Source organism: Aphanothece sacrum FPU1 (assembly GCF_003864295.1).
GTDB lineage: Bacteria > Cyanobacteriota > Cyanobacteriia > Cyanobacteriales > Microcystaceae > Aphanothece_B > Aphanothece_B sacrum.
Genome location: NZ_BDQK01000006.1, coordinates 183,216 through 199,104 on the forward strand (window position 1 = coordinate 183,216; position 15,889 = coordinate 199,104).

The window sequence follows — 15,889 nt, forward strand, 5'->3', positions numbered from 1 at the left end:
TTTCTGGAGAAAATAGACAAATGCAACTCGTAGAATTTTTAGCTTACTTAAATAGTTTAGATATCCAACTTTGGCTTGAAGAAGAAAAGCTAAAATATAACGCGCCTAAAGGAGTAATGACTCCCGAAATTAAGCAAGAAATAGGAATCAGAAAATCGGATATTCTGACTTTCTTAAAAGAGAGCAAAACATCTGACTATAATGATTTTTTACCCATTGTTCCTATCTCACGAGATGAAGATATTCCCTTATCTTTTGCTCAGCAAAGAATGTGGTTTTTTTCTCAGATGGATAAGGATAATCCTTCTTATAATGAGATTGCTGTTATTCGTCTGACAGGCAGTTTAAATATTAATTTATTAGAAAAAAGTATTCAGGAAGTTGTTCAACGCCATGAGAGTTTAAGAACCAGTTTTACCCTGGTAGAGGATAATCCCATCCAAACAATTTCTCCTGCTTTAAATATTAAATTGAACCTTCTTAATTTAAACCATAGTTCACAAGATACTATAGATAATATTATTACTCAAGAACTCCAAAAAAGCTTTGATTTAACTAAGCTTCCCTTGTTCAGATTTACTCTGATTGATGAAGGGTCAGAATCTTATATTTTAGTTTTAGTGATTCATCATATTATTATTGATGGTTGGTCAAAAAGTATCCTCTTTAAAGAGTTATTTATCCTTTACCAAGCCTATCTATCAAATGAACCTTCTCCTTTATCAAAATTAACTATTCAATATGCAGATTTTGCAATTTGGCAACGAAAATGGTTACAAGGAGATATCTTAGATAAACAACTTAATTATTGGAAAAAGCAATTAGAAAATGCTCCCCCTTTATTAGAACTTCCAACAGATAAACCTCGACAAGCAACTCCAACTTTTCAAGGTCATAGTATTTTCTTTAAAATTGATGCTGAACTAACAGAAAAGTTAAAATTTCTGAGTCATAAATCAGGGGTTACTTTGTTTATGACTCTGTTAACTGCCTTAAAGATTTTACTATTTCGTTATAGTAACCAAAAAGATATTCTCATAGGAACTCCTATGGCTAATCGTAACCACAAAGAAATTGAGCCACTGATTGGCTTTTTTGTTAATACTTTAGTCATGAGAACGTCTTTAGATGAGGATATTTCTTTTACAGAATTATTACAACAAGTTCGTACAATTGTTTTAGAAGGATATGCTAATCAAGATGCCCCTTTTGAGCAAGTTGTAGATGCTTTGCAGATAGAACGGAGTTTAAGTTATAATCCTCTTTTTCAAGTTATGTTTGCGCTACAAAATACCCCCATTACTAAATTAGAGCAATCAGGGTTAAAAATAACACCAATATCTGTAGAAAATGTTCATGTAAAATTCGATCTCTCTTTGATTTTAGAGGAAAAAGAAACAGAACAAAGTCCTTATATAGAAGGTTGTTGGGAATATAATAGTGATTTATTTGATAGGGAAAGAATTAATCGAATGATAGATCATTTTCAAACTCTATTAAATGGCATTATAACGAATCCGCAGCAAAAAATTACTAAACTACCCTTATTAACTGAAGCAGAAAAAAAACAATTATTAGTAGAATGGAATCAAACTGAAACCCCTTATCTTAGTGATAAATCTATTCATCAGTTATTTGAAGAACAGGTAAATAAAACGCCCCATGCGGTGGCAGTTGTTTATGAAAATGAGTCCCTTACTTATCAAGAATTAAATCAAAAAGCAAATCAACTCGCTCATTATTTGCAACGTTTAGGGGTAACATCTAATCAATTAGTCGGCATTTGTTTAGAGCGTTCTCCTTTAATGATTATCGGCTTTTTAGCTATTTTAAAAGCGGGTGGAGCTTATGTTCCTCTGGATGCAAAATATCCTCCAAAACGGCTAAATTATATGTTAGAAGATTCGGGAATATTGGTCTTACTAACTCAAACTAAATTAACCAATCTTTTTAATAATTACTCAGGGACAAGGATTGACTTAGATGAAAATTGGAACAATATCACACAAAATTCTCTAGATAACCCTAACAATATAATAAGTTCTAAAAATTTCGTTTATGTTATCTATACATCGGGTTCTACAGGAACACCTAAAGGAGTTTTAATTCAGCATAAAAGTTTATTAAACCTTGTTTTTTGGCATCAAAATGCTTTTAATCTTACTGAAAAAGATAGAGCAACTCAATTAGCTGGAATTGCTTTTGATGCTTCGGTATGGGAAATTTGGCCTTATTTAACTTGTGGTGCTAGTCTTTATATTGTTCCCTCAGATATTATCACTTCTCCTAATCTGCTCAAAGATTTTTTATCTGAGCAAAAAATTACTATTTCTTTCTTACCTACTCCTCTAGCAGAAACCATAATCACTGATGATTGGACAAACAATTGTTCTTTAAGATTTTTGTTAACCGGAGGTGATAAGTTGAATCATTTTCCATCTTCATCCATTCCTTTTACCCTAGTCAATAACTATGGTCCCACAGAGAATACAGTCGTTACTACCTCACAAAAACTAACCTCTGATTTATTAAGAGAAAAAGAGCCTTCTATTGGCCGTCCTATTACTAATAATCAGGTCTATATTTTAGATCAATGTCAACAACCAGTTCCTATTGGCATCACAGGAGAATTATATATTGGTGGCGCAGGATTAGCCTATGGCTATTTAAACCTTCCTGAATTAACTGAAACTCGATTTATTCCTCATCCTTTTAGTCGAATAGAAGGAGAAAAACTTTATAAAACAGGAGATTTAGTTCGCTATAGAAACAATAGACAAATTGAATTTGTCGGTCGCATTGATGATCAAGTAAAGATTAGAGGTTTTAGGATTGAAATAGGTGAAATAGAATCTGTACTTAATCTTCATCCTCAAGTAAAAGAAGCCATAGTTATTGCTAAAGAAGAACCATCTGGATTAAAGCGTTTGTATACCTATTTTATTGCCTCTGACTCATTAACAATTGGGGAATTGCGTTGCTTTATAGAAGAGAAGTTACCACAATATATGATACCAGCTTTTTTTATCAAACTGGACGCTTTCCCCTTAACTGCTAATGGAAAAATAGATCGTCGCGCCCTCCTTGAAACCGATATTAAAATAGATGAACAGGAAACTCATATAGTTCCTAGTACGGAAATAGAAAAAATCTTAGTTGAAATTTGGCAAGAAGTCTTAAATCTGAAAATAATTGGCATTCATGACAACTTTTTTGAATTAGGTGGTGATTCCATTCTTGCCATTTCAATTGTTGCTAAAGCGAATCAAGCGGGTCTACAAATTATACCAAAACTGTTATTTAGGCATCAAACGATCACTCAATTAGCCTCGGTAGTTGAGATAAATTATGTTTCTCAAATAAGGCAAGATTTAGTGACAGGAGAAGTGTCGTTAACCCCCATTCAAAAATGGTTTTTTGAGCAACAGTTACCCGAACCTCATCACTTTAATCAATCAATTCTTTTAGAAGTTCCTGGAAGTTTAAACCCAGAATTATTAAAAAACGTAGTATTAAATTTACTTAAACATCACGATGCTTTGCGTTTACGCTTTGTTAAACAAGAGGGACAATGGCAACAACATAATAGCGATAATTGCAATTCTTTCAATTTTAATCTTGTTGATTTATCATCCTTATCTAAACAAGAACAATTAACAAAAATAGAAGAATTAGCTGAAAGTTATCAGCGTTCCTTCAACCTAGAAAAAGGACTTTTAAGTTCTGTCACTTTCTTTCAATTAGGTGAAAAAGGACGATTATTAATTATTATTCATCATTTAGCTATGGATGGGGTTTCTTGGCGAATTCTTCTTGAAGATTTCACAACCAGTTATCAACAATTAGAATCAGGACAATCTATAAAATTGCCTCTAAAAACTAACTCTTTTAAAGATTGGTCTCAAGCATTACAAAACTATGCTCAAACAGAAGAACATAAGTCTTATTTAGACTACTGGTTAAACGCTGACATTTCTATCATTTCTTCTTTACCTGTTGACAATGAAGCTGATATCAACTCCAATATTGTCGCTAATACTAAAACAGTTTCTTTTAGCCTAACAAAACAAAGAACTCACTTATTATTACAAGAAGTTTCCCAGACTTATAATACCCAAATTAATGATATTTTGTTAACAGCTTTAGTTCAAACTTTTGTGTCTTGGACTGGTTGTTCTACTCTATTACTTGACTTAGAGGGTCATGGAAGAGAAAATATTTCTGATTCCTTGATATTGTCTCGAACAATTGGTTGGTTTACCAGTTTATTTCCTGTTTGTTTGAAAGTAAAAAATATCAACTCACTCGGAGAGTGTATTAAGTCAGTGAAAGAACAATTACGACAAATTCCCAATAGAGGAATTGATTACGGAATTGGCTATTATCTCAACCCAGATGTAACCATTCAATCCCGTTTAAAGGGTTATCCCAAACCAGAAATTAGCTTTAACTATTTAGGACAATTTACTCATCATCAAATTGGGATGGGTTGGCAATTTTCTCAGGCGTTTAGCGGGTCTATTCATAGTCCATTGGGACAACGTTCTCATTTAATTGATATTAATGGGATGGTGATTGATGGTCAACTAAAAATAGAATGGCAATATGCTGAAAATTTTCATCATCAAGCAACCATTCAACAGTTAGTAAGTAATTATCAAGAATCTTTAGATTGTCTTATTAATCACTGTCTATCAACAGAGGGAGATTACACTCCATCAGATTTTCCCGATGCTAATTTTACTCAAGATGAATTAGATGATTTGCTATCACAATTAGAATAATTTTTTTCTTGATTAATGGAATCAATTATGGTAAAATTATTGTATCTGTTCAAAACAGTTATTAAGACTAAAGTTCAGATAATTATCGTGAATTCCAACAGTCTTAATTTATTATTACAAAAATTATCTTCATTATTAAAATTATGTTAAAATATTCAATAGAATTTAGTTTTAGTGGAATTTCAGGACAACCTTTAAAAGTAGGGACTCTTGGTCCTGAAAATACCAGTAGTGGACAAACTTTAAACTACCTAGCAACTCAATGGCAAGCAGAACAAATTACTATAATACCTTGTTGGTTTGATAGTTTCACAGAACTCAAGAATTCCTTACTCAAAAATGAGGTAGATTTGGCATTGGTTCCCCATGCGTATGAAAAAATTAATGATTTTTATATGGAGCCATGTTTTAAACTGAGTTTTCTCTTTACTTATCCCACTCCAATTTATGGATTAGCTAAACAAAAAAAAGCAAAGTTTATGACAGAAAATTGTACAATTGTTACTCATCCTGCTCCCTTACCATTGCTATCTTATTTATTACCCAACTATCAAAATAAAAAAAATATAAAAATAGAATTCGTTAACTCTACCAGTCTGGCAGCTATTTACGTTAAAGAAGGATTAGCTGATTTAGCTATTACTAATGAAAAGGCATTAAAAGATAATGATTTAGAGTTTATTGTAACTTACGGAAAAATCAATATGAGTTGGTCTATTTTTCAGAAAAAAGATCAATTTGGATGAGCGATTGTAAACTGATAAAATTTAATTTTAAACACCATTAATTATCTAAAATTAAACCCTTCCTTTAATAGTAAGAAAAAATGCTAACCAGAAATTCTAAGGAAACTCCTAAAAGAGAAAAGAAAATGTCTCGATTCTTTCCACAACAAAAAATAGTTAATGTTAATGGACAGGTTGAATTATTAGCCTTTCAATGCGAAGATGCTATCGTTCAATTAGCTTCTATTGCACCAGGGGCTACTTTTCCTCTCCATGAACACCAAGAAAGTCAAATTGGAATGATATTTAATGACAATTTGGAAATTAATATTAATGGAAATAAAACTATTATTCAATCTTTAGATCATGTGTATGTTGCTGGTGCAAATATTCCTCATGGCTCAAAAAATCTTCTATCTCAAACAATATTAGGATTTGATGTCAAACGGATTATTCCTGCCTCTGTATCAGAAGAAAATGGGTCAGAAATTTTACGAGTTGTTGACGCTTATAATAAAACTTTTGGATTACCTTGTCGGTCTGTAGAAGGCCCTTGGTTTGAGATTATGATTACTGACATTCCTCCTAAAAAAAACATTCCGAAACAACAACCGAATTTATCAATAATGGGAATTACTCTGAACGGAAAATTAGAAATTGAAATAGCTACAGAAAAGCAACATTTAACGTACGGAAATATTTATTATGTTCCTGCTCAAACTTCTTATGAAGTAGTTAATGTTAGCAATCAAACTGTTTCCTTACTTGAGATTTTATTAAAGGAGTTATAAAAATGGATTTAGGATTAACTAAAAAAATCGCTCTAGTGACAGGAGCTAGTGCAGGAATTGGTTTTGCTATCGCTGAACAAATGGCAAAGGAAGGATGTCATTTAATAATTTGTGGGAGACATAGTAAAAATCTAGAGAAAGCGCATCAAGCATTACTTAATTTTCAGGGAGAAATCATGAGTGTCATAGCGGATGTTCAGCAAGAATCTGATTCTCGTAATCTGGTTCAAAAAGCCTTAGAAAAGTTTGGAAAAATTGATATTTTAATTAATAATTCAGAAGGAGCTAGTTTTTCAGGAGACTTAATAGAAAATATTTCAGATGAAGCATGGAAAAACACATTTGAAGGAAAATTAATGGGCTACATACGCATGACTAATTTAGTTTTGCCAAGTATGAAAAATCAACAATGGGGACGTATTATTAATGTTATTGGAACATCTGGTAAAGAACCATCATCTCGTTTAATTAAATCAGGAGTTGCTAATGCAGGGTTAATTAATTTCACTAAAGCATTAGCAACTGAAGTAGCTAAATTTAATATTTTAGTAACGGGTATTAATCCTGGTATTATTGATACTCCAAGACATAGACAATATTTAGAAATTAATGCTAACAAACAAGGTACAACTATTGATTTTATTCGAGAAAAGATAATCAAAAACATCCCCATTGAGCGTATTGGAAATTCTCATGAAATCGCCAATCTTGTCACTTTTTTGTCCTCAGAATGTGCTAGTTATATAACAGGGGTAACGATTCCTGTAGATGGTGGTTTATCCACAGCAGCTTTCTAGAAAATTAGAGACTGTTCATCAATAAAAGGTCAACTAAGGTGTGTTTTTTTATCCTGATTAGTTAATTATGAACTTAAAAACCTATGGTCACTTCAAATAAATCTCACAAAAATAAAGATATCGAAGCTATTTATCCCCTGTCTCCAACCCAGGAAGGAATGTTATTTCATACTCTTTATAATCCTGATTCTAATCTTTATTTTGATCAATTCTGTTTGAAAATTCAAGGGGAACTTGATATTATAGCTTTTCAGGAAGGTTGGCAAACAATATTAGATAGACATCCTATATTAAGAACGGTATTTATCTGGAAAAATCGGAAAACTCCCCTTCAGATTGTGCGAAAACAAGTAAAATTACCTTGGATTAATCATGATTGGAGAAATCTATCACAACAAGATCAAGAAAGCTGTCTTAAGGTTTTTCTAGAAGCAGATAGAAAGCAAGGTGTTAACACAGATAAAGCTCCGTTAATGCGGTGTAACCTAATTCAAATTAATGATAATACTTATCAACTAATTTGGAGTTTTCATCATCTTCTGTGTGATGGATGGAGTTGGCCTATTATTTTTCAGGAAATATTTATTATTTATCAAGCCATTAAGCAAGGAAAATCTGATAATTTAGCTAGTCCTCGTCCCTATCAAGACTATATTAATTGGCTACAAAAACAAAATAAATCTTTGGCTGAAACCTTTTGGAGAAAGACATTAAAAGGATTTACTATTCCTACTCCTTTAAGAGAAGATAAATTAGATAAAAAAACCGATAAAACTTATAATATTCTTCGGAAAAATTTATCAGCTTCATTAACAAGTCAATTAAAATCTTTTGCCACTCAAAACCATCTCACTTTGTCCACCTTAGTTCAAGCCGCTTGGGCTTTATTATTGAGCCGTTATAGTGGAGAAAAAGATATTGTTTTTGGCACGGTCGTATCTGGGCGCACTTCTACTTTATCAGGAATAGAATCTATCGTAGGGTTATTTATTAATACCCTACCTACCAGAATTAAAATACCTAAAGAGACAAAAATTTTACCCTGGTTAAGCCAAATTCAAGAGCAACATATTGAGAGTGAACAATATTCTTATAGTTCTTTAGTCGATATTAAAGGATGGAGTGATATATCTAGAGATGAGTCATTATTTGAGACAATTCTTGCTTTTGAAAATTATCCTGCTACCGCTATAGCTGAAAACCTTCCTGATGGATTAAAAATCATCGAAATGGAAGATATTGGACAAACTAATTATCCGTTAGTAGTGCGAGCGATTCCTTTTTCTGAAATGGCTTTAATGATTAATTATGAAGAAAATAGTTTTGATGCTACTACCATTGATCGAATGCTTTGTCATCTACAAACTTTGCTAGAAGAAATTGTTATTAATCCTGATCGTTGTCATAAAGATGTGTCGATTTTGACTAAAGCAGAACGACAAATGATATTAAATGAATGGAATAATACCCTTTCTTTGTCTCCTATTACCCAATGTGTTCATCAACTCTTTGAAAAACAAGTTTCACAGAATCCTAATGCAGTAGCAGTTGTCTATAAAAACGAATTATTAACCTATCAACAGTTAAATGAAAAAGCTAATCAATTAGCCCATTATTTACATTATTTAGGAGTTAAACCAGATAGTTTTGTAGCAATTTGTCTTGACCGGTCTTTAGATATTGCTATTGCTATTTTGGGGATTTTAAAAGCTGGAGGTGCTTGTGTTCCGATTGATCCTAAATATCCAGAAGAAAGAATTAATTTTATTTTAGAAAATAGCAAAACCGACATTGTCTTAACTCAAGAATCTTTTCAGTCAATGCTGTCTAAAGATTTGGTAAAGCATTTGATTATATTAGAGGATCAATGGGAGGAAATAAGTCAAGAGTCTTGTCAAAATTTAACGATTGAAATTAATCATCATCATTTAGCGTATCTTATTTACACCTCTGGTTCCACAGGTATTCCTAAAGGGGTTGCTGTTCCCCATCGTTCACTCACCAATTTAGTTGAACATCATCGAGATAAAATGTTAACTGGTTGTAAGGTTCTTCAGTTTGCCTCTTTTAGTTTTGATGTTAGCTATCATGAAATGGTTGCTGCTTGGTGTTTTGGCGGAACCCTATACATTGCTTCGGAAGAAACTCGGTTAGATTTAGATAAATTAGTTAAATTACTTGCTGATAATTCGATTGAGAAAGCTATTCTTCCTGTAACTTTATGGCAACAAATTGCTGAATTATATGGTGATAAAATTCATCTATTTAAGAACTTAAAAGAAGCCATTGCGGCAGGAGAACAATTACAAATAACTCCACCTATGATTGCCTTATTTAAACAATTAGATAATTGTAGATTTTATAATTTTTATGGCCCTTCTGAAGCTGATTTAGTAACAGTTTATGCTTTTGATATATACCCTGAAAAATGGCCTTTTTATCCTCCCATTGGTAAACCAGCTGTTAATGTTAAAGTTTATTTATTAAATGAGGATCTACAACCTGTCCCATTAGGTAGTACCGGAGAATTGTATGTTAGTGGTAGTGGATTAGCCCGTGGTTATTTTAATCGACCAGAATTAACTACTGAAAAATTTATTCCTAATCCTTTTTGTCAAGATAATCAGTTCGATTTCTATCTTTATAAAACAGGAGATTTAGCTCGTTATTTACCCGATGGAAATATTGAATTTATCGGTCGAATGGATGACCGAGTTAAAATTAGAGGTTATAGTGTTGAATTAGGAGAATTAGAAGCTGTATTAAATCAACATCCTGGCCTTAGTCAAGCGACCGTTAAGGTATATGGAAAAAAAGCTACAGATAAATATTTATGTGCATATTTTGTTCCTTTAAAAACTGAAACAATTACTATTGAAGCATTGCGAAGTTTTCTGGAAAAACAACTTCCTGAATATATGATTCCTTCTGTGTTTATGTCGATGGAATATCTTCCATTAACATCCAATGGGAAAGTTGATCGTAGAAAATTGCCTGAACCAACAACAAACCGACCAGAATTAATCCAAAAATATGTTGCACCTAATACACCCACTGAAGAAATATTAACAGCTATTTGGCAAGATATTTTAGGACTCACAAAAATTGGAATTAATGACAACTTTTTTTCCTTGGGAGGACATTCTCTATTAGTTACTCAAGTTATGGCTCTTATTCGTAAGACGTTTAACATAGAGTTACCGATAAGAAGTTTATTTGATTCTCCTACAATTGCCTCATTAGCTCAAAATATTGAAAAGCAGAACAATAATAAGATAAGCGAACCAATTATTGCAATTTCACGACAATTAGGTAATAATCAATTAATTCCCATTTCATTAACTCAGTTTGAGCTTTGGTTTTTTGATCAATTTTATCCAGAAAACTCTGTCTATAATTTACCTTTAGTTTATCAAATTCAAGGCAAGCTTAATATTTCTATTTTAGAAAAAAGCTTAAAAGAAATTGTTAAGCGTCATCAAATTTTACGAACAAATTTTATTTATAAAGATGGACAAGTATTTCAAAGAATTCCCCTTGAAACTGAAACAAGTTTAGATTTTTCAATTGTTAATCTAGAGTTACTTAGTCAAGAAGAACAAGAACAAGTTTCTCAACAATTATTATCTGAGGAAATGGCTCAATCTTTTGATTTAGAAAAGGGTTCATTATTCCGCAGTAAAGTGTTTCAATTATCGAATGATGACTACCTGTTTATTGTTACCATGCACCATATTGTTTCTGATGGCTTGTCATTTGGTATTTTTATTCGAGAATTAAGCGTTATTTACGAGGCTTTTTCTAAGGATCAACCTTCCTCACTCCCTGATTTACCTATTCAATATGCTGATTTTTCCCTTTGGCAATGGCAGTCACGTAATCAACAATTCTGGGAATCACATCTTAATTTTTGGAAACAATATATAGGGGTTAATCCTCCTATTTTAAACCTGCCAACTGATTATCCAAGGACAGAAAAACGAACTTTTAAAGGTGCCACTTATCCAGTTACTATTTCTTTAGAATTAACTAGGGCTTTAAAAATAGTAAGTCAACAAGAACAGGCTACTTTATATATGACTTTGTTATCAGCTTTTCAAACATTATTATTTTATTATACACAACAAGAAGATATTATTGTGGGAGGAATAATTGCCAATCGTAATCGAGCAGAAATACAAGACTTAATCGGATTTTTTGTTAACCTTTTTCCCATTTATGCTAACTTTGGAGGTAATCCTAGTTTTCGGGATTTGCTACGCCAAATTCGTGAAGCTACTTTAGAGATTTATGCCCATCAAGAAATTCCTTTTATAGAATTAATAGAACATTTAAAGCCTATTAGAGACTCCCGATATTTACTACTAACTCAAGTAATGTTTTTGTTTCACAATAGTTCAAAACCAGACTTAAAATTAGCTAATCTTACCCTCAAGGAACAGTTCTTTGAAACCAATATAGAACAAGAAGATACAGCAGAATTTGATTTAACTATGTCTTTAGAAGAAACTGATGAGGGTGTTAAAGGTTATCTTGTTTATAAATCTGATTTATTTGCTCAAAAAACTATCATCAAAATGAGTAACTATTTTCAGGAATTATTAAAAAATATTGTTGCCAATCCTGATCAGAAAATTGCTGACCTTTTTTCTTTTTATGAACAAACATCTATGGCTCTTAATTCGTTAGCTTCTTCAAGGCAAAATATTGAAACAATCAATGTGATTGAACCCAGAAATTTCACAGAACAAATGTTAGTTGATATTTGGAAAGAAGTTTTAGAATTAGAACAAGTAGGTATTAAACAGAACTTTTTTGAATTGGGGGGAACTTCTCAAAAACTGCTTCAAATTATGAATAAACTGAATCAAAAAATGCAGAAAAATATTCCTCTACATTATTTTTTCGAGCAACCTACGATAGCTGATCTAGCAAAAATTCTGCTACTAACGGATTCTATTGATAGTAATTTTTATTGATAAAAGTAACAAGTGATGGAGTTATGGGGTGATGGTTTGATGGTTTGTTTCCGCGCTTTGCCAATATACAGTTTAAATGCGTAGAGGCTTACAGACAAAAACAAATTCTAGGGATTTTATCACAGATAATATTGAAAATTTGGTCATATAGATAGATAGAACAGACTGTTCTGGCTTCAAATCTCTATGTTGGAGACTGCATAAGGCTTTTAATATTTTTTTCAACTCTCTTATGAATAATTGAGGTTAAAATTAATGGACAAAGTGGGACAAAGTGAGACAAAGTCGGACAAAGTTGGACAAAGTTGGATAGAATTTATGACAAATGAATATTAACTTAACAATCAGTCTTTTTTATTTTAAGTTATTTGAATATATATGAAAAAATGTAACGAACGTTTACATTTTTTCGGAAAACTAACACCGGAATGAAAAGACTTGCTTTACATTTATTGCTATCCAAATATTTGCTGTTTAAAATAGCAAGGAGAAAAAGATGATACAAGCACAAAGCATAAACTCGACTTAGGGTGATTCCTAAAAAAACCGAGTTGAAGCACAAAAGCCCCAACTCAGCCTAAAAAATTCTAAAAATAGTCATTTTACAACCATCCACCCTGCCAGGGGTGGATGACTTCAGACCATTATGTTTATCATTCTAGCAATTTCAACACCATTTCTCAAGAGTCAGGAGAAGTCTACATTTGCACCTTCATTGGTGGATAAATTACGACAAACCCTGTTAAGCATTTCCCTTGAAGAAGCAACCTTTGCTAAACGGGGGTTTCAAGAGACGAATGCCAAGACACAACAGCATTTAGAAACCATTGGTAAGACCTTTTTACAGGGATATCAAACAGCGATCGCCTTTAATGATCCTAGTGGTGTTATTGCCCAAATTAATCAAATAGAGGCAGAATACCGGGGTTTTGCTTTTGAAGGGGCTGCTATGGGGTTAGCCTTATTAGATCGCCTCACTCCTTGGAATTCTAGGAGAATTGAACAATATTTAATAGATGAAGGTCAAAACCACATTTATATGACTTATGTGGGCATTGGATGGCTATTAGCGCGGCTTCCTGGGGGCATTCAATCCTATTTAACTGAACTAGAAAAGGCACAGGTTAGAAGTCTGGGAAACTGGGATATTTGCCCTACTTCTCCTCACTCCCTCACCCCCTCACACCCTCACTCCCTACTGGGTTGGTTATCCATAGACGGGTATGGGTTTCATCAAGGATATTTTCATTGGCGAGACTATATACAAGGCATTAAACCACCGAAAAACCTGTCAGGGTATAGCTGTCGCGTCTTTGATCAAGGTTTAGGTAGAAGTCTTTGGTTTGTCAAAGGGGCTGATCTTAATGCCATTCAACAAGCGATCGCTCAATTTCAACCTCATAGACGGGCTGATTTATGGAGTGGTATCGGTTTAGCTTGTGGTTATGCAGGTGGTATGGAAAACCATGCTATAGCCAGTTTAAAAGAGGCAGCGAAACCTTATTATCCAGAATTAGCTCAAGGGGTGGCTTTTGCGGCTAAAACACGCATTAGAGCTGGAAATTTAACCGAACATACGGAAATAGCGGCTCAGATTTTATGTGGAATGTCAGCCCAACAAGCAGCCGATATTACGGATGACACCTTAACAGGATTATCCTACGGCGAAACTGTTCCGGTTTATGAACAGTGGCGGCAAGGGATTCAAAAGCACTTTATTTAAGTAGAAATTAGCATCATGAGAAACTTAAAAGAAGCCATCCGAGGCTATAGCAAGCATATCTTAGCTTTTACCGTTATTATTGTCTTATTTGCCTTTTCTCGTCTTCCTGTCCTCTCGGCCACTGAAAGGGAGGCGATCGCTTCTAGATTCCAATTTACTCGTTTTCCCTTACCAGAAGTAGCAGGGGAACCCTATCATCAGCTTCGTCAAGTAAATCCTAGTTTAGAACGTCATTCTGGTTGGATTTCGGCGGTAGGGGCGGCTGTTGCCCTAAATGATCTTGATGGGGATGGGTTAGATAATGATGTTTGTTATGTGGAACCACGTAATGATCAAGTCATTGTTGCACCAGTACCAGGGACGGGCGATCGCTATAAACCCTTTACTTTGTCTCCTATTAATTTAGCCTATGATGCTGTAACGATGGCACCTATGGGTTGTTTACCAGGGGATATGAATGAAGATGGGGCCATGGATCTCTTGGTTTATTATTGGGGACGCACTCCGGTTGCTTTTTTGAATTCAGAAGTCGGTAGGGGCGGGTTTTTGGCAAAAATTGAGGATTCAACACAGATAAATGAGATTAACCCGCCCTTACACATAGCAAAAATTGAGGATTCAACACAAATAAATGGGATAAACTCGCCCTTACACAAAGGTGAAAAAATTTCAACTTTATTGAGTCTTAATAGTAATAGTTATGAGGCTCAAGATATTGTTTTTACCGGGGATAAATGGTATACAAATGCCGCTACTTTTTCTGATTTAGATGGGGATGGACACAATGATTTAATTATTGGTAATTACTTCCGTGATAACTCAGAAATTATTGATCCTGATAGCACGAAAATAGAAGAAATGCAAGATTCTATGACCCGTGCATATAATGGTGGAACAAATAGAGTTTTATTGTGGCAAGAAAATCCTGAAAATATTGCTTATAAAGATGTCAAAGGTATTTTTGATCAACAGACACTTCATGGCTGGACATTGGGGGTAGGAACGGCTGATTTAGATGGAGACTTATTACCAGAAATCTACTTTGCTAATGATTTTGGGCCAGATCGATTGTTACATAATCGCTCGGTTCCTGGCAAAATTCAATTTGCTGTCTTACAAGGAAAGAAAGGGTTTACCACGCCTAATTCTAAAGTATTGGGTCATGATTCTTTTAAAGGAATGAGTGTAGATTTTGGCGATATTAATCATGATGGCTTATTAGATATATATGTCAGTAACATTGCTGATGAATATGCTTTAGAAGAAAGTCATTTTCTCTTTACAAGCACAGGAGAATATGATAAGATGAAAAAAGGAATAGCACCTTATAAAGATCAAAGTGAACCATTAGGAGTATCTCGTAGTGGTTGGGGTTGGGAAACCAAATTTGCTGACTTTGATAACGATGGAGAATTAGAAGCTTTACAAGCGACTGGTTTTCGTAAAGGAGAGGTTTACCGTTGGCCAGAATTACATGAATTAGCATTAAGCAATGATCAATTATTAAAAGTATCTAATAGTTGGTTTAAATTCCAAGACGGAGATGATTTAAGTGGTCATCAACATAACCCCTTCTTTGTCCGTGCTGGGGATGGTCGTTACTATGATTTAGCCCCAGAATTAGGGTTAGATGAGCCTTATGTGACGCGCGGTATTGCGACTGCCGATGTTGATGGAGATGGGGACTTAGACTTCGTTTTTGCCAACCAATGGGACGATTCCTATTTCTATCGCAATGATAGTCATGACACAGGGGCATTTTTAGATTTAAAACTATTGCGCTATAGTAACGCTTCTATTTCTGAGGCGATCGGTGCTTCTGTAACCGTAGGTTTACCTGATGGCCGCAAGTTAGTGGCCCAAGTAGACGGAGGAAATGGACATTCCGGTGTGAGAAGTTCTCGGTTGCACTTTGGCTTAGGAAAAGTGAGTGTAGATGCTGCCTTACCTGTTGAGGTGCAGTGGCGCGATATAGAGGGACAACCCCAGCACACAAGTTTGTTGTTATCACCAGGAAGCCATACAGTGCGCCTGGGAGAAACGACAAAAATCGCTTCTAGCAAAAGCTAGGACTAAATATACTTTAAAAG

Annotated in this window: 7 protein-coding genes; all 7 read left to right on the forward strand. The window is 33.8% G+C overall.

Translation table 11 applies throughout. From position 1 onward, the window contains the following. Positions 1-20: 20 nt before the first annotated feature. The gene (locus tag AsFPU1_RS08490) at positions 21-4,784 is read left to right on the forward strand and encodes a non-ribosomal peptide synthetase (RefSeq protein ID WP_124971709.1); all 4,764 of its coding nucleotides are present in this window, start codon (positions 21-23) and stop codon (positions 4,782-4,784) included. 143 nt (positions 4,785-4,927) lie between these two features. Beyond that, positions 4,928-5,530, forward strand: a complete 603-nt coding sequence (locus AsFPU1_RS08495; RefSeq protein ID WP_124971711.1) for a LysR family transcriptional regulator — start codon at positions 4,928-4,930, stop codon at positions 5,528-5,530. A gap of 80 nt (positions 5,531-5,610) precedes the next feature. After that, a complete protein-coding gene (locus AsFPU1_RS08500; protein ID WP_305765116.1) occupies positions 5,611-6,300 on the forward strand; it encodes a cupin domain-containing protein in 690 nt (229 codons plus the stop codon). A 2-nt stretch (positions 6,301-6,302) separates the two neighbouring features. After that, positions 6,303-7,097: an SDR family oxidoreductase gene (locus tag AsFPU1_RS08505; protein ID WP_124971713.1), complete on the forward strand. Its 795-nt coding sequence runs from the start codon at positions 6,303-6,305 to the stop codon at positions 7,095-7,097. Between the two features lie 83 nt (positions 7,098-7,180). Further along, positions 7,181-12,076 (forward strand): non-ribosomal peptide synthetase, encoded by a 4,896-nt coding sequence (locus tag AsFPU1_RS08510; RefSeq protein WP_124971715.1) that lies wholly within the window; start codon positions 7,181-7,183, stop codon positions 12,074-12,076. Between the two features lie 646 nt (positions 12,077-12,722). Beyond that, complete coding sequence (locus AsFPU1_RS08515; RefSeq protein ID WP_124971717.1) at positions 12,723-13,799, forward strand: DUF1702 family protein; 1,077 nt, start codon at positions 12,723-12,725, stop codon at positions 13,797-13,799. A 15-nt stretch (positions 13,800-13,814) separates the two neighbouring features. Next, a complete protein-coding gene (locus AsFPU1_RS08525; RefSeq protein WP_227873366.1) occupies positions 13,815-15,869 on the forward strand; it encodes a CRTAC1 family protein in 2,055 nt (684 codons plus the stop codon). Positions 15,870-15,889: the final 20 nt, after the last annotated feature.